14 protein-coding genes are annotated in these 16005 nt (G+C 68.2%); 9 read left to right on the top strand and 5 right to left on the bottom strand.

The window, feature by feature from the left end; translation table 11 throughout:
* The first annotated feature begins 16 nt into the window (after window positions 1-16).
* Complete coding sequence (locus ON43_RS25400) at window positions 17-253, top strand: hypothetical protein (protein ID WP_063712619.1); 237 nt, start codon at window positions 17-19, stop codon at window positions 251-253.
* A gap of 128 nt (window positions 254-381) precedes the next feature.
* On the top strand, window positions 382-639 hold the full coding sequence (locus tag ON43_RS25395; protein ID WP_157514183.1) for a hypothetical protein: 258 nt from the start codon (window positions 382-384) through the stop codon (window positions 637-639).
* 63 nt (window positions 640-702) lie between these two features.
* Here the strand turns inward: ON43_RS25395 and ON43_RS25390 are convergent, their stop codons facing one another.
* Window positions 703-1746, bottom strand: a complete 1044-nt coding sequence (locus ON43_RS25390; RefSeq protein WP_040811386.1) for a M48 family metallopeptidase — start codon at window positions 1744-1746, stop codon at window positions 703-705.
* A 173-nt stretch (window positions 1747-1919) separates the two neighbouring features.
* On the opposite strand from ON43_RS25390, the gene ON43_RS47205 reads away from it, so the two are divergent.
* From ON43_RS47205 to ON43_RS25365, 6 genes are all read left to right on the top strand, one after another.
* On the top strand, window positions 1920-2009 hold the full coding sequence (locus ON43_RS47205) for an Ms4533A family Cys-rich leader peptide (RefSeq protein WP_310736047.1): 90 nt from the start codon (window positions 1920-1922) through the stop codon (window positions 2007-2009).
* A gap of 189 nt (window positions 2010-2198) precedes the next feature.
* Entirely contained in the window at window positions 2199-3236 is a 1038-nt protein-coding gene (locus ON43_RS25385; RefSeq protein ID WP_040811384.1) for a sulfate ABC transporter substrate-binding protein, read from the top strand.
* A gap of 137 nt (window positions 3237-3373) precedes the next feature.
* The gene (gene cysT, locus ON43_RS25380; RefSeq protein ID WP_245568739.1) at window positions 3374-4174 is read left to right on the top strand and encodes a sulfate ABC transporter permease subunit CysT; all 801 of its coding nucleotides are present in this window, start codon (window positions 3374-3376) and stop codon (window positions 4172-4174) included.
* Window positions 4174-4983 (top strand): sulfate ABC transporter permease subunit CysW, encoded by an 810-nt coding sequence (gene cysW, locus ON43_RS25375; RefSeq protein ID WP_040811381.1) that lies wholly within the window; start codon window positions 4174-4176, stop codon window positions 4981-4983. Before cysT ends, cysW begins: the two co-directional genes overlap by 1 nt.
* Window positions 4980-6008 (top strand): sulfate/molybdate ABC transporter ATP-binding protein, encoded by a 1029-nt coding sequence (locus tag ON43_RS25370; RefSeq protein ID WP_040811379.1) that lies wholly within the window; start codon window positions 4980-4982, stop codon window positions 6006-6008. The genes cysW and ON43_RS25370 overlap by 4 nt, the downstream gene beginning before the upstream one ends.
* Before the next feature lie 149 nt (window positions 6009-6157).
* Window positions 6158-7720, top strand: a complete 1563-nt coding sequence (locus tag ON43_RS25365; protein WP_157514182.1) for a flavin-containing monooxygenase — start codon at window positions 6158-6160, stop codon at window positions 7718-7720.
* A gap of 131 nt (window positions 7721-7851) precedes the next feature.
* Here ON43_RS25365 and ON43_RS25360 read toward each other — a convergent pair whose 3' ends face one another.
* From ON43_RS25360 to ON43_RS25345, 3 genes are all read right to left on the bottom strand, one after another.
* Entirely contained in the window at window positions 7852-11031 is a 3180-nt protein-coding gene (locus ON43_RS25360) for an acetyl-CoA carboxylase family protein (RefSeq protein ID WP_040811377.1), read from the bottom strand.
* A 58-nt stretch (window positions 11032-11089) separates the two neighbouring features.
* Window positions 11090-11503 carry a nuclear transport factor 2 family protein gene (locus ON43_RS25355; protein ID WP_040811376.1) on the bottom strand — a complete coding sequence of 138 codons (414 nt, stop codon included), beginning with the start codon at window positions 11501-11503 and terminating at the stop codon, window positions 11090-11092.
* 604 nt (window positions 11504-12107) lie between these two features.
* Window positions 12108-13211, bottom strand: a complete 1104-nt coding sequence (locus tag ON43_RS25345) for a CobW family GTP-binding protein (protein ID WP_051179195.1) — start codon at window positions 13209-13211, stop codon at window positions 12108-12110.
* Between the two features lie 74 nt (window positions 13212-13285).
* Between ON43_RS25345 and ON43_RS25340 the strand changes: the two genes are divergently transcribed.
* Complete coding sequence (locus ON43_RS25340) at window positions 13286-14989, top strand: PucR family transcriptional regulator (RefSeq protein ID WP_157514181.1); 1704 nt, start codon at window positions 13286-13288, stop codon at window positions 14987-14989.
* Here ON43_RS25340 and pucL read toward each other — a convergent pair.
* On the bottom strand, window positions 14971-15894 hold the full coding sequence (gene pucL / locus ON43_RS25335; protein WP_040811431.1) for a factor-independent urate hydroxylase: 924 nt from the start codon (window positions 15892-15894) through the stop codon (window positions 14971-14973). The two genes, ON43_RS25340 and pucL, sit on opposite strands and share 19 nt — an antisense overlap.
* Window positions 15895-16005: the final 111 nt, after the last annotated feature.

Raw genomic sequence — 16005 nt, 5'->3', positions numbered from 1 at the left:
GGCATAGGCTGGGGGCGTGCATGCGATCGCAGGATGGTGGGACGGCGTCGAACTGTGGGTGGCGGGTCTGCCCTTCGTGCCCCAGTTCGCGGTGGTGCTGGCCGCGATGATCCCGGTCTGCCTGGCCATCGCCTATGTGCTCGACCGGGTGCTGCGGACGGTGCTGCGGGTCGCCGGCCGCGACCGCGTCGCCGCCCGCGAGGCCGCGATCCCCGCCACGTCGCCGCGACCCATGCGGAAGGAAGCCGCCTGAGATGCCCCGCTCCCGTGTCCAGCTTGCCCTGATCGCACTTCTTGTTCTCGTAGTCGTCGCCTGGTTGTTCACTCGCTGAGCGGCTTTCGGTACCGCTGCGGCGAATTCTCCGCGTACTGTGCAGACCCATGTCAACAACCGATGAAGGTCTGGAAGTGGAGACGCTGTTGTCCGACGAGGACTTCGACGACGAGCCCCGTCTGATCGCCACCCACTACTGCGGGCCCGACGAGGCCATCGAGATGGTGAAGGCCGCCCAGCTGCTGGGTCTGGGCGTCAAATTGAGCAACCGAATTCGCCCGGACGAGGAAGACGCCGAGAGCGCCACCGAAGAGTGGCTCCTCGACATCTTCGAGACCCCGCCCGTTGTGGAGGCGGACGAGTAACCCTTCGGGTTACAGAGAAGGGGATACGGGGGCTAAGCCCCCGGACCCCATTACCCCGCCTCCTCAGTCGTCGGATCCGCGAATTCGTTTGCCCAGCTTCGAGAGTGTTTCGCTGACTTCCTGGCCCACCGTGCCGACCGTTTCGCCGAAGTCTCGGCCCAGGTTGCGCACGGTGCGGATCAGGGGGTCTTCGGACTGTTCGAAGTTCTGCTTGTACGACCGCGCCGCGTGCTTGATCTCCTCGGAAATGCGGGCGTTCTTGTCCTGATCGCGGCGCGGGTACTGGCCGTCGAGCATGCGGTCGTAGTCGCCGCTGGCGATCCAGCGCCGCAGTTCCGCCGCCCGCAGCACCGAGAACGGGTGGGTCTGCAATTCCAGGTTCAGCAGTTTGAGCACGCCGTCGCGCAGGTCGCCCGCGCGGTCGTAGGCGTCGGCCTGTTCCAGGAACGACGCGTGGCTCATCTGGTCGACCCGGGACCCGCCCGCGAGTTTCATGTGGACCCGCACCGACGCCTCGACGTCCTGTCCGACCAGCAGTCCGGCCCGGTCGCCGGAGAGTTCGGACTTGCGACTCCACTCCATCAGCGCCGCGATGATGGCGCGAACGGCCCAGCCGCCCACCGGCATCCAGCCGATGCTGTCGGCGATCCGCATGAGATGCATGAGCATGGTCCGGTAGACCGCGTGCCCGGAGAGCGCGTGCCCGAGCTCGTGACCGACCACGAACCGCAGCTCCTCATGGTCGAGCAGATCCAGCAGCCCGGTGGTGAGCACGATGAAGGGCCGGTCCATGCCGATGGTGAAGGCATTGGCCTCGGGCTGCTGCAGCACGAACATCTCCGGCGTGCGATCCGCGTCCAGGATTCGCACCGCGTCCGCGCGCAGCTGGTGAATGTTCTTGAACTGCCGCTCGTCCACCCGCACCGCGGTCGCCAGGTACATGAGCCGGTGCTGGCGTTCCTGCAACAGCCCCGAGAGCGTGCGCAGCAGGGTGTCGAAGCCGCTGAGCTGCCGCAGCCCGACCAGTGCGGTGCGGTCGGCGGGATGCTCCCAGGCGCGGGTGGAAATACCGGGAAACTCCCGGCGGAGTCGAGCGGGTGTGGTCATGGAATTTTTCCCCCGTGTGGTTCGGCAGGCAGGCGCGGCGGTGGCCGCACGGACCAGTCTGCCGAATTCTCGCCGGAGTTGCGCCCGAGATTCCGGCCAGGGTTGCGCTCGAGCCGATTCCAAACCCCGCCGGGGATTAGCGGCCTGACGTGGAGCTCTGCTAAAGTCGCCGCGTGTCGTCGAGTGTTCTGCCCCGGGTCCGCCATGAATTGGCGTTGATCGCTGTGGGCTGCCTCGCGGTTGCCGACATTCACTGTCGCTGACGGCCGATAGGGCACTGCTGCACGTCTGAGTAGACTTGGCGCGCATTCTTTTCGCAGTTCGTGTCCGTCCCCGGCGGCCTTCGGGCCGAGCGCCACCGTCACGACTGTGTTCGCGACGGGTCTACGGCAGTACGTCATTCTCCGCCGGCAACAGAGTCCCCCGGCGGTTCGCTCGAAAGGTCCACGCCGATGTCCCGCAATATCCGTCTCTCCCGCCGATCTACCTTCGCCGTCGCACTCACCGCGGTCGCGGCCACCGTGCTCACCGCGTGCAGCGGCGGCGCGAGCGACACCAAGGACGCCGGCCCGGCCGCGAGCGGCGGCGGCACCGTCAACCTGTACGCCTACTCGGTGGCCAAGGCCGCCTACGACAAGGTGACCCCGGTCTTCAACAAGACCGATGCCGGTAAGGGCGTGCAGTTCCAGGCCTCCTACGGCGCCTCCGGCGACCAGTCCCGCAAGGTCAAGGACGGCGCGGAGGCCGACTTCGTGAGCTTCTCCGTCGAGCCCGACATCACCCGCCTGGTGGACTCCGGCCAGGTGGACGCGAGCTGGAACGCCGACGCCAACAAGGGTGTCCCGTTCGGCTCGGTGGTGGTCATCGCGGTCCGCAAGGGCAACCCGAAGGGCATCAAGAACTGGGACGACCTGCTCAAGCCGGGCATCGAGGTGGTCACCCCCAACCCGTTCAGCTCGGGCTCGGCCAAGTGGAACCTGTTGGCCCCCTACGCCGCCAAGAGCGAGGGCGGCAAGAACCCGCAGGCCGGTCTGGACTACCTGAGCCAGCTGATCGGTCACGTGCACGTGCAGCCCAAGTCGGGTCGCGAGGCCACCGACACCTTCCTGCAGGGCACCGGTGACGTGCTGCTCAGCTACGAGAACGAGGCCATCTTCTCCGAGTCCAAGGGCGATCCGATCGAGCACGTCGTGCCCGACACCACCTTCCGCATCGACAACCCGGTCGCGGTGCTGAAGAACGCCAAGAACCTCAAGCAGGCCACCGCGTTCCGCGACTTCCTGTACACCGCCGACGCGCAGAAGGCGTTCGCCGAGGCCGGCTTCCGTCCGGTCGACCCGAAGGTGGCCGCCGACAACGCCAAGAGCTTCCCGACCCCGCAGAAGCTGTACACCATCGCGGACCTGGGTGGCTGGAAGGCCGTCGACAAGGAGCTGTTCACCCCGAACACCGGTTCCGTCGCCCAGATCTACGACAAGGCCACCAAGTAGTCGAGTGACCTGCGACACAAGCGATACTCGAAACCGTGAGTGACAGCAGTTCGAACGCCGGGGTCGTGCGCGACCCCGGCGTTTCGGTAGACGACAACCCGCCCCGGCCCGCGCGTCGGGGCGGGTTCCGGTCCTGGCTGAAGGTGAGCGGATCGGTGGGTCCGCTCGGCATCGGCACCTCCGTGCTGTGGCTCAGCATCATCGTGCTGCTGCCGCTGGCCGCGCTGACCGTCAAGTCCTTCGACGACGGCTGGTCCGGCTTCTGGGACGCGGTCACCGCGCCCGCCGCGCTGGACGCCCTGAAGGTGACCGTCCTGGTGTCGGTCGTCGTGACGCTGATCAATGTGGTGATGGGCACGCTCATCGCCTGGGTGCTGGTGCGGGACGAGTTCCCGGGCAAGGGCTTCGTGAACGGCCTCATCGACCTGCCCTTCGCGCTGCCCACCATCGTGGCCAGCATCGTGCTGCTCGCCCTGTACGGGCCGCAGTCGCCGTTCGACATCCACCTCAATGCCACCCAGCCCGGTCTGGTGGTGGCGCTGGCGTTCGTGACGCTGCCGTTCGTGGTGCGCTCGGTGCAGCCGGTGCTCATCGAGGCCGACCGGGATGTGGAGCAGGCGGCCGCGTCGCTGGGCGCGGACAACTGGACCACCTTCCGGACCATCGTGCTGCCGACGCTGGCCCCGGCCATCGTGAGCGGTTCGGGCCTGGCCTTCGCCCGCGCCATCGGTGAATACGGGTCGGTGGTGCTGATCGGCGGCGGCATCCCGAAGAAGACGCAGATGGCCTCGCAGTACATCCAGCAGCAGATCGAGGTGGACCGCCCGGTGAACGCCGCCGCGGTCTCGGTGGCGCTGCTGGCGATCTCGCTGGTCACCCTGTTCGTACTGCGCGTCACGGCCGACCGTCTGGCGCGCAAGGAACGGGAGGCCGTCTGATGAAACTCAGTTCCTGGGCGAGGATTTCGCTGCGCACGGTCGCGCTGGCGTATCTGTTCGTGCTGCTGGTGGTGCCGCTGGGCATCATCCTGTGGCGCACCTTCGAAAACGGGATCGGCGCGTTCATCGACTCGATCTCGACCCCCGCGGCGGTGTCCGCGTTCAACCTGACCCTGACGATCGTGGCCATCACGGTGCCGGTGAACGTGATCTTCGGTGTGATCATCGCGCTGGCGCTGGTGCGCGGGCGGTTCCCCGGCCGCAACCTGCTGCAGGCCGTGGTGGATCTGCCTATGGCGACTTCGCCTGTGGTGGTTGGTGTTTCGCTGATTCTGCTGTGGGGCGCCAACGGCTGGTTCGGCGGGCTGGAGAGTCACGGGCTGAAGATCATCTTCAATCTGCCGGGCATGGTCATCGCGACCATCTTCGTGACGCTGCCGTTCGTGGTGCGCGAGGTGGAGCCGGTGCTGCACGAGATCGGCGACGATCAGGAGCAGGCCGCGGCCACCCTGGGCGCCTCGGGCTGGCAGACGTTCTGGCGCATCACGCTCCCGGCCATCCGCTGGGGTCTGACCTACGGCATCGTGCTGACCGTGGCCCGCGCGCTCGGTGAGTTCGGCGCGGTGATCATGGTGTCCACCGGCCTGCCCGGCAAGTCCCAGACGCTGACGCTGCTGGTGAACGGCCGATACGTGAACGACCACAACACCTTCGGCGCGTACTGCGCGGCGACCCTGCTCATGGGCATCGCCCTCGTTGTTCTTCTGCTCATGACCCTCCTCGAACGCAAGCGGGGCACTGCCAAATGATCACCGTGACCAATGCGAACAAGCGCTACGGCACCTTCGCCGCCCTCGACAATGTCAGCATCGACATCCCCTCGGGCGAGCTGACCGCGCTGCTGGGACCGTCCGGATCGGGCAAGTCGACGCTGCTGCGCTCGATCGCGGGCCTGGAGAACCTGGACAACGGGCTCGTCACCATCGCCGGACGCGACGTCACCAATGTGCCGCCGCAGAAGCGCGATATCGGCTTCGTGTTCCAGCACTACGCCGCGTTCAAGCACATGACCGTGCGCGACAATGTGGCCTTCGGGCTCAAGATCCGCAAGCGGCCCAAGGGCGAGATCAAGAAGAAGGTCGACGACCTGCTCGAGATCGTCGGCCTGGACGGCTTCCAGCACCGGTATCCCGCACAGCTTTCCGGCGGCCAGCGTCAGCGCATGGCCCTGGCCCGCGCGCTAGCGGTGGATCCGCAGGTGCTGCTGCTGGACGAGCCGTTCGGCGCGCTGGACGCCAAAGTCCGTGCGGACCTGCGCACCTGGCTGCGCCGGCTGCACGAGGAGGTGCACGTCACCACCGTCCTGGTCACCCACGACCAGGAGGAGGCCCTCGACGTGGCCGACCGGATCGCGGTCATGAACAAGGGGCGCATCGAGCAGGTGGGCAGCCCGGAGGACGTGTACGACAAGCCCGCCAATGAATTCGTCATGTCGTTCCTGGGCGCGGTGGCCAAGCTGAACGGGCATCTGGTGCGGCCGCACGACATTCGCGTCGGGCGGGATCCGAGCATGGCGCTCGCCGCGCACGAGGGGACCGCGCAGTCCGCGGGCGTCACCCGGGCGACGGTGGAGCGGGTTGTGCACCTGGGCTTCGAGGTTCGCGTGGAACTGCGCAACGCGGCCACCGGTGACCTGTTCACCGCGCAGGTGACGCGCGGTGACGCCGAGGCGCTGCACCTGGCCGAGGGCGAGACCGTGTACGCCCGCGCCACCCGCATCCCGGAGCTGCCGGTCCAGGCGGAGCCGGTTGTGAGCCTGGTCGAGCAGTCGTAAGTTCGTCCCGTTTAAGCGATTTCGGCGAGAAATCACGACACGCCCATACTGATCGCCATTTGGCGAGTCGCTCTGAGCCGTGTACGTCGGGCCCCGCGCTGCCGTAGCGTGTGGCCCGAAACGTGCAGGTCCAGAGGGGAAAAACGGACGTGACGAGTGCGGTGGGAAAGCGCGTCGGAATCATCGGCGCGGGTATCGCGGGGTTGGTGACCGCGAAGGTCATGCGGGACGACGGATTCGAGGTCGTCGTCTTCGACAAGGAGGACGCGGTCGGCGGCGTCTGGATCGAGGCGCGCACCTATCCGGGGTTGCGCACCAACAACTCCCGGGACACCTACGCGTACTCCGATCATCCGTATCCGGAGTCGGCCGATGTGTTCCCCAGTGCCGCGCAGGTGCGCGAGTACCTCGCCTCGTACGTGGAGCGCTTCGGGCTGACGGCCTACCTGCGCCTGTCCACCGAGGTGATCCGGGTGTCCGAAGTGGCCGACGGGTTCGAGCTGAAGGTCGTCGGCCCGGACGGCGTCGAGGATCTGCGCTTCGATTTCGTGGTGGTCTGCGCCGGCGTGTTCTCCACCCCGCAGATCCCGGATATCGAGGGCGGCGGCGAGTTCGGGGGAGTGCTGCTGCATTCGAGCCAGGCCATCGACCCGTCGCTGGTCGAGGGCCGCCGGGTGATCGTGGTCGGGGCCGGGAAGTCGGCGCTCGACTGCGCGGCGTTCGCGGGAGAGCACGCGCGGGAATGCACGCTGGTGTTCCGCAAGCCGCATCCCATGCTGCCGCGGTTCCTGCCGGGCGGGACGCCCTCGGACCGGATCATCCTGAACCGCTTCAGCGAATCGTTCTTTCGCTATCACCGGCAGAGCCGGATCGAACGGTTCCTGCACGGGCCGGGCAAGAAGATGACCGACCGGTATTGGCGGGCGGTGTCGGCCTACATGCGATTCCAGCTGCGCTCACCGAAGGCCATGCGGCCCGACGCGCCGCTGCCGTCCGGCATCGAGAACCTCGGTGTCAGCGACGAATTCTTTCGGATGGCCCGGCGCGGGCGAATCACCATGCGGCGGGACAGTATCGCGGCGTTCCCCGGCGGGACCACGGTCGAACTGACGGGCGGCAAGCGGCTCGACGCCGACGTCGTCATCTTCGCCACGGGCTGGCGGCAGGAGCTGGAATTCCTTGCGCCCGAACTGGAGAAGACGGTCCGGGTCGAAGGCCGCTTCCAGCTCTACCGGCATATCCTGCCGCCGACCCTGCCACGACTCGGCTTCGTCGGCTACGGCTCCTCCGACGCCTGCCAACTGAGCGCGGAGATCTCGGCGCACTGGCTGTCCCAGCACTTCCTCGGCGAGCTGACGCTGCCGAAGGTCGACGACATGCATGCCGAGATCACGCGGGTCGGCAAGTGGCTGGGCGAGGTAATGCCCGCGCGGCCGGAGGGCTACTACCTCGGCCCGTACCTGTCCCATCACATCGATGAGCTCATGCGGGACATGGGATTACCGGTGCGGCGCACGGACAACTTCGTCTCCGAATACTTCGACACCTTCCTGCCGAGCCGCTACGCCGACCTCACCGAGGAACGGTTGCAGGTCCGCGCGCGAGGATCGCGTCGCCGCCGGTATGTGAGCGCCGGTCGTTCGCTGGGCGGCGTCGCGGCGCTGACCCTGGCCTACGCGTGCTACCGGCGCATGCGCGGGCCGTCGCGTTAGGCGTCAGGTGTGGCGCCCGTCATTCCGGCGCGCTTTTGGCCGGAATCCACAGCTGCGGGTGTGGATCCCGGCCAAAAGCATGCCGGGATGACGAGTAGCTGTTCTCAGTCCGGGATGACGGGCGGCAGTTCTCAACGCAGAGTTCGGATCCATTTGCGGGTGTCGGCGGGGTCGATGACGTCGTCGAGTTCGAGAACCGTTGCGGCCGTGAGGGCTTTGCCCGCGTCGTAGGCGGCCTTGACCAGGGCGTCGAAGGCGGCTTGGCGCTGGGTTGGGTCCTCAATGGCGGCGAGTTCCTTGGCGAAGCCGAGTCGTACCGCGCCTTCCAAGCCCATGCCGCCGATTTCACCTGTGGGCCAGGCGATCACGAAGCGGGGTGCGCGGAAGGAGCCCGCCGCCATGGCCTGTGCGCCCAGGCCGTAGCCCTTGCGGAGGATGACGGTGCCGAAGGGGACCTCGAGGGCGGCGGCGTCGATGAACAGGCGGCTGAACTTGGTGACGGTGGCGTGCTCCTCGGCTTCGGGGCCGACCATGAATCCCGGTGTGTCGCAGAGGGAGACGATGGGCAGGCCGTGTGCGCCGCACAGTTGGAGGAAGGCCGAGAGCTTGTCGGCGGCCGGTGCGTCGATCGCGCCGCCGAGGTGGTGGCAGTCATTGGCGATCAGGCCGAAGGGGCGGCCCTCGACGCGGACCAGGCCGGTGACGATGCCGACGCCCCAGTCGCGGCGCAGTTCCAGGAACGAGCCCACATCGACGATCGATTCGATGGCGGCGCGAATGTCGAAGGCGTGCAGCCGGTTCTCGGGCACCACGTGCCGGGCCAGCCGCGGGTCCGGGGCCTCCCAATCCGTCTCCGCGCCTTGGAAATACGACAGGTACCGGCGGGCGACCGCGACCGCCTCGGCCTCGTCGGCGGCGACCACGTGGATCACGCCATTGCGCCGCTGCACCTCGACGGGCCCGATGTCCTCCGGCGCGTACACGCCCAGTCCGCCGCCCTCGATCATGGCCGGTCCACCCATGCCGATATTGGCGTCCGGGGTCGCGATCACGACATCGCACATGCCCAGCAGCGCCGCGTTTCCGGCGAAGCATCGGCCCGAGACGATGCCGATCAGCGGCACCTTCCCCGACAGCGCGCCCATGGCGCGGAAGGTGGTGACGTCGAGCCCGGAGATGCCGCCGTGATCGGTGTCGCCGGGTCGTCCCCCGCCGCCCTCGGTGAAGAACACCACCGGAAGCCGTTGCTCGCGAGCCAGTTCCAGCATGCGGTCGGTCTTGGCGTGATTGCGCATGCCCTGGGTCCCGGCCAGCACCATATAGTCGTAGGACATGACCAGCGCGCGGGTGCGGTCCGGTCCGAATCGATCGGCATTGATGGTCGCGACGCCCGCGATCAGGCCGTCGGCGGGAGTGTTGGCGATCAGGTCCTCGAGGCTGCGGCGGCTGCGTTGCGCGGCGACCGCCAGCGCGCCGTACTCCACGAAGCTGTCCGGATCGACGAGGTCGGTGATGTTCTCGCGGGCCGTGCGCCGCCCCAGCCGATGCCGCTTGGCGACGGCCGTCGCGCGCTGGGCGTCCAGTGTGGTCTCGTGCCGCGTCCGCACCTCGGCGAGGTCGGCGCGCACCGAATCCAGGTCCACCACGGTCGATTCCGCCGCCGCGCCGTCGTGATCCGCGGCCGCCCAGGTGACCAGCACCGCGTGCGGATCGACCACGTCGCCGGGCGCGACCGCGTGCCGCAGTACCCGCAGCGGTTCCGTCGCGCGCAGCACGTGCTGCATCTTCATGGCCTCCAGCACCGCGACCTCGGCACCGGCGGCGAGAATGCTGCCGGGCTCGGCCAGGGAGACGACCGTCGCGCCCATGGGGGAGCGCAGAGCCTGTTCGTCTTCCGACAGCTCGACTGCCGGGGCGGTGGCATGCTCGACCGGCTGAGGCGGGGCCGGATCCTCGAAACCCTCGGCTCGCGAACGCAATTCGTTCAGATGGTCTTCGAACCAATCGGTGGTCACGGGTGCGCCGTCGCTCAATTCGGCCAGCACGGCGCGCAGCAGGTGCAGGTTGGTGTCGACACCGCCGATGACGGTCTCGGCCAGCGCGTCCGAACACCGTTGCAGCGCAGCAGGATACGACGGTGCGTGCGCGATGATCTTCGCCAGCAGTGAATCGAACCGCACTCCTTGCCGCATGCCCACCTGCGCGGCCGTATCGACCCGCACACCCATTCCGGTCGGCGCGTCGAATCGATCGATCACTCCCGTGCTCGGCAGCACCGAGCCATCGGCCGCCAGCAGTTCGGCATTCACCCGCGCCTGCACGGCGTAACCGCGCGGCTCGCTCTTCGGCAACTCCAGCTCCGCCAGCGACTTGCCCCGCGCCAGGGCCAACTGCAGCGCGACCAGATCCACTCCGGTCACCGCCTCGGTCACCGTGTGCTCCACCTGCAGTCGCGGATTCACTTCCAGGAACCACACATCCGTGCCGTCGACCAGGAATTCCACGGTGATCACACCCCGGCAGCCGACGGCCTCGGCGATCAGCACCGCCTCCCGCTGCACCCGATCCCGCACGCCCGCGGCCAAATCCGGAGCGGGCGCGACCTCGATGAGCTTCTGCCGCCGCCGCTGCACACTGCAGTCGCGATCACCCAGGGCCACCGCGCTCACACCGTCGGCCACCACCTGCACCTCGATGTGCCGCGCCCGTGTCACCAACGTCTCGGCATAGACGGTGTCATCCCCGAACCCGGCCAGCGCCTCGGCCCGGCAGCGCTCCACGACCTCCGCCACCTGCGCCGCCTCGAACACGGTCCGCATGCCGCGGCCACCGCCCCCGGCCGCCGCCTTCACCATGACGCCGGTCGGATGGTCGGCGAGGAATGCCGCGATCTCATCGGCCGATACCCCCGCCTTGGTCGCGGGCAACACCGTCGCCCCCGCCCGCTCGGCGGCCTCCCGCGCCGCGACCTTGTCCCCGAAGATCCGCAGCACCTCCGGCGACGGCCCGACGAAGGTCAGCCCGGCGTCCGCGCAAGCAGCCGCGAATTCCGCGCTCTCACTGAGGAACCCATAGCCGGGATGCACCAATGCGCCCGGCCCGCAGGCGCCCGCGGCGATGGCCACCGCCGCCACGTCCAGATATCCGGCGGCCCCATCCCCCGGCAGCACGTACGCCGCATCCGCGAGCCGCACCGCCAAACTCCCGTAATCCTCCGCGGTGTGGAGCACCGCCGTCTCGTACCCGAGCTCCCGCGCCGTCCGCACCACCCGGACCGCGACCTCACCACGATTCGCAACCACTACTCGCACGCCCGCCAGGCTATGGCACGGATCACCCGAGGCGTAAGGCGCGAATCATTCGCCTAGGTCAGAACTTCGTGACGTAGCAGTCGTAATTGCGCTGGGACAGAATCACTCCGTCGCGAATGGTGAGGAAGGTGGCGATCTCCGCCCGCATCTCGTCCCCGGCCGCCAGCGCGCCCAGCGGAATCGCCAGCACCCCGGTCCAGGTGACTTCCAAGGCCACCTGGTCACCGGTGGCCGCGGCATTGTGAATATCGAACCGCTGCTCCCGGATCACCTGCTGCCCCCGCTCGGCGGCGTCGAGGATCTCGGCGAGATTCCGGGTCGCCCCGTTCGGCAGCAGGGCGTTCGGCAGCTCGTGGTGGACGGCATCGGGATGGAAGAAACGGGCCAGGTCGGGGCCGGTGGCTCCGGCGGCGACGGCTTCGTGATAGCGGACGGCGAGTTCGATGTTCGGATGATTCGGTAGCGCGGTCACTCGGCCAGTCAATCACGGCGGCGCGGGGCGGTGGGGATATGTTCGGGGCATGCATTGGGATCAGATGACGGCTACGCCCGGGGCGCTGCGGACGGCTGCGGCGCGGTTGCGGCGCGGTGTGGGGCAGTTGGAGATTCTGGCGGCGATCATCGAGGCGGCCGAGGGGCCGTGGCTGGGGGCCATGGATTCCGACGGGCGCGGCAATGCCGAGCTACGCATGCATCTGGCCGGGAAGTACCGGTTCATGGCGGTGGTGACCAGTGCGGGGAAGTTGACGCTGGCGGAGATGAATTCGCCGGGGCGGGGCAAGCGGTCGGAACTGGTGCTGTCCACCAAGGCCGCGCAGCGCAAGGGGTTCGATTCGCCCAAGGACGTGCCCAAGCAGCAGGAGTGGGTCGACTACGTGGTCGGGTGGGTGCGCTACGCGAGCGCGGAGGTGGGCCGCCGGGACGTGGTGGAGTGGCAGCTCAAGGGCGCGGATCAGCGGCTGGCCGCCATGAACGAGAGCGTGGAGACCATGCGGGCCGCGCTGGTCGAGCGCGAGCAGATGCGCGATGAGCTGGCCGCCGAGGTGGCGGAGCTGCGCGCGGAGTTCGAGGCCGAATCAGCCCTCGCCGACAAGCGCGTCGTCGTCGGTGGCGACCCCGTCGTCGGTCAGGACATAACGCCAGATGGGGAGCAGGGCGTGGTCGTCGAGGATGTCGTCGGCACGGTGGACGGTGGCCTCGAGCCGGTCGAGGACGAGGTCGCGGTCGAGACCGGAGCCGATGAGGACCAGGCTGCTGACCCGGGGCTCGTGACGGGACCACTGAGTGGGCTCGATGGTGATGTGGCGGCCGACCATGTGCAGGACGAACTTTCGCGGGTCATCGGCGACGGCGAAGGCGAGCACGCCCTTGGCACGGAACAGGCCGACGGGCGGGTCCTCCAGTAGCGCAATGAGTTCGCGCGGATTGAGATCCGTGTCGGAAGTGAACGAGACACTGTCGTAGGCGTCGTGCAGATGCCGATGGTCGTGGCAGTCACCATCGTGGCAGTGCTCATGCTCGTGGTCGTCGTCCAGCAGTAGCTCGTCGAAGCTGAGCTGGTCACCGACGCGCGGGGCATGCGCCTCCCGATTCGGCACATCGAACAGCAATCCCGGGTCGATGCGCCCGTGGCTGGTCGGATACACCGGAACCTGGCCGACCGACTCGGCGATCTCGGCCCGCAGCCGCTCCAGCGCGGCGGGTTCGACCCGATCGGACTTGTTCAGCACCACCAGATCCGCCATGCGCAGATGCGTCCCGAGCTCCGGATGCAGCGCGCGGCTGTCGCGGAAGTGCTCGGCATCGACCACCTCGACCAGCCCGCCGTACCGGATGCGCGGATTGTCGCTGTTCACGACCATGCGAATGAGATTGCGCGGCTCGGCCAGTCCGCTGGCCTCCACCACGATGACGTCGATCTTCTGCTTGGGATGCGCCAGCCGGTCGAACAGATCGTCCAGTTCGCTGACGTCCACGGCACAGCACACGCACCCGTTGCCGAGCGAGACCATGGCGTCGACCTGACCAGCGACCAGCATGGCGTCGATATTGACCGCCCCGAAGTCGTTGACCACCACCCCGATCCGGGTGTTCCGGGTGCGCAGCAGGCGGTTGAGCAGGGTCGTCTTCCCGGCACCGAGGAATCCGGCCACGATCAGGACAGGAATGCGCCGACTCACGGCGACCACCTTACTGATCGGTGTGAGGCCGCCGCAGCATGCTTGAAACCGAGTGGAAATAACCCGGTTCTACCGTGACGGACTATTCGACCGACCACGGGAGGTGCGCCGTGCGGGTGCGGGATCTACTCGATGCGCCGCAATTGCGCATGCGGTTGCTGCACGGAGACGCGGGGGAGTTGGATCGTCCGGTCTCCAGGGTTTGCGCGACCGATATGCCCGATCCGCGACCCTTCGTGACAGCGGGAGCGCTGGTGTGTACGGGATTGGTGTGGCGGCAAGAGGCCGCCGACTCCGATCGCTACGTGGGATTGCTCGCGGGCGCGGGAGTCGCCGGTGTGGTTGCCGGGCAGGCTCTGCACGGCCACGTCCCCGATGATGTGGTCGTGGCGTGCGAACGTCACGGCCTGCCGCTGCTGTCCGCCCCGCAGAGCGTCCCGTTCAGCCGGATCATCGAATACCTGGCCGAGCAGGCGGCCGAGGTGCGCTGGCGGCGTGTGCAATCGCGGGCCGACCGGCAGCGCCGGCTGCTGGCCGCGGTCGCCGCCGGGGCCGATATCGAGACGCTGCTCGCGGATTTCGCGGCGGAACAGCAGGTTTCGGCCTGGCTGCTGACCGCGACGGGCACGGTCGTCGCGGGCACCGCCGACCTGGCCGAGGACGAGATCGACCGGATCATCGCCACCGCCCTGACCGCGCCCCGCCTGCCCGCCGTGACCACCGGCGCGATGCGGGTGCTCCAAGTCGGCGCGGGTGATCGAATCACCGCCTGGTACCTGGTGATCCGCCCCTCGGTCCCCGAACTCGACCCCTTCGGCACGGACCTGGCCGCCGTCGCCGAACTGTACCGCCAGCGCCGCTCCGACCGGAGGCACCTGGATTGGGAACTCGCCGACCGCTTCCCGACGCCGTTCGCCGAACGGCCCGGCACCTCGGAGGTCGCCGTCGTATGTGAAATCCACGCCACCGACAGTGCTCCCCGTCATTCCGGCGTGCTTTTGGCCGGAATCCAACGCCGCAGAGTGGATCCCGGCCAAAAGCACGCCGGGATGACGACGGGGACTCACGCCGGGATGACGACCGGGACTTCTGTCGATCCGGGCAGGGTCGAAATTGAACCGCAGCAGCCTGATTCGAGCTGGACGGATTCGGCGGCCGGGCTGCTGGCGGTGCGGTCCGCCTTGCACGACGTGCTGCCCGACCTGGCCACCTCGATAGATCGCGAGGGGCGGCTGATCGGCGTGACCGTGGGCACCCAGGACGGGATCGCCGCCGAGGTGAACCGGCGTTTCGGGCGAATCGCCGCCGGGCTCACCGACATCCGGCTCGCCATCGGCGTGAGCGCCCGGCAGCGGGACGAGTCGCTCGCGGGCGCGATCGGTGCCGCGGCGGCCGCCTCCACCGCGGCACGGGACGACACCGCGCCCGTGAGCCTGCGGGTGGCCGATATCGATTCTGCGGTCGGGCTTTTCACCGCCGTGCCCGGTGGACTGCAACGGCGTTTCGCCGAACGGGTGCTGGGACCGGTACTGGACTACGACCGGCGGCACCGGGCCGGGCTGCTCGACACACTGGCGGTGTTCCTCGGCTGCGAGGGTTCGTGGCGGCAGGCGGCGGATCGAATGCATCTGCACCTCAATACCGTTCGCTATCGGATCGGCCGGATCGAGGAGCTCACCGGGCGCGATCTGGGGCGGCTCGACGATCGGCTGGACCTGTACCTGGCGGTACGGACCTTGGACCAGGGGCCGACGCTGGATCAGACCGCTCCGGTGTAAGGGTCCCAGGCGATTCCGGCATCGGGCGCGCCCTCGCGCAGCACGCTCGCGTGGATCAGGCCGTAGGGGCGGTCGTCGGCGTGGAAGACCTCGCCCTTGTTGGGGACGCCGAATCGTTCGATGTCGTAGGAGAAGTGGTGTTTGTTGGGAGCGGCCAGCCGGACCTCCGCCAGGCACGGGTACGCCTCCAGCGCGGCCCGGCCCATCTCGAACAGCGTCTGCTGCAGGGCCTTCGAGTGCAAGGTCGCGAAGGTCTCGACCATGGCGGCCCGAATCCCGTGGTAGGCGGCGTCCCAGTCCTCGGGCGGGGTCGCGAAGCGCCAGCGGGCGATCAGGCTGGTGGCCAGGATGCGGTCGTAGGCGGGTTCGAGGACGGTGAACGGGTCGGTCAGGAAGCCCGCGAACTCCGATCCGGTGGATTTGAGGATCACCAGATCCTTGACGCCGCCGATCACCCACTCCCGGCGGTCCGCGCCCTCGCCTTCGACGGTGATCGCCGCGATCCGCACCTCGGGCCCGATCCGCGTCCAGGTGTGGTCGTGCTCGCTGCCGCGCACCGGAACCCGCTGCCACGCATACTCTTCGATCTCGATGCGCGCCGACTCCACCGGCGCGATATCCGCGACGAAATGCCGGGCCAGCGCCAGCCCGTAGTCCTCGATGCTCCCGTCGCCGTGGCTCTTGGCGTAGGTGTAGATGGTCTGCTTCTGCGAATCCGTGGGCAGCACCGCGCCCTGGTCGCCCACCGTATGCGCCTCGTCGAATCCGCCGCGCAGGCACGAGGAGACATTGAGATCGCGAATCTCGTGCCGGTCGGTATCGCGGTAGATGCGCACCACCCGGTTCTCGGCCTTCCCGTACTGGTGCGGGCCGAGCACGATCCGGCCAACGGATTCAGCAGTCATGGCATCACTGTCGCGCATCGCCGGCGCGGCACCGACTGGTTTCGGAGACAAAACGCCGTACCCGATTCCGGCGGCGTTTGGGCGAATTGGACAAAGCCGCGCGCGCAACCG

The sequence above is a fragment of the Nocardia concava NBRC 100430 genome (assembly GCF_000308815.1).
In the GTDB taxonomy this organism is placed as follows: Bacteria; Actinomycetota; Actinomycetes; order Mycobacteriales; family Mycobacteriaceae; genus Nocardia; species Nocardia concava.
The sequence above is the reverse complement of the archived record's forward strand: the minus strand, read 5'-3'. Positions and strand labels throughout refer to the sequence as shown.

Excerpts from the sequence above, each read along its gene's own strand:
- ON43_RS25395 (WP_157514183.1), top strand. The coding sequence starts at position 382 with ATGTCAACAACCGATGAAGGTCTGGAAGTGGAGACGCTGTTGTCCGAC.
- ON43_RS25390 (WP_040811386.1), bottom strand. The coding sequence starts at position 1,746 with ATGACCACACCCGCTCGACTCCGCCGGGAGTTTCCCGGTATTTCCACC.
- ON43_RS25385 (WP_040811384.1), top strand. The coding sequence starts at position 2,199 with ATGTCCCGCAATATCCGTCTCTCCCGCCGATCTACCTTCGCCGTCGCA.
- cysW (WP_040811381.1), top strand. The coding sequence starts at position 4,174 with ATGAAACTCAGTTCCTGGGCGAGGATTTCGCTGCGCACGGTCGCGCTG.
- ON43_RS25370 (WP_040811379.1), top strand. The coding sequence starts at position 4,980 with ATGATCACCGTGACCAATGCGAACAAGCGCTACGGCACCTTCGCCGCC.
- pucL (WP_040811431.1), bottom strand. The coding sequence starts at position 15,894 with ATGACTGCTGAATCCGTTGGCCGGATCGTGCTCGGCCCGCACCAGTAC.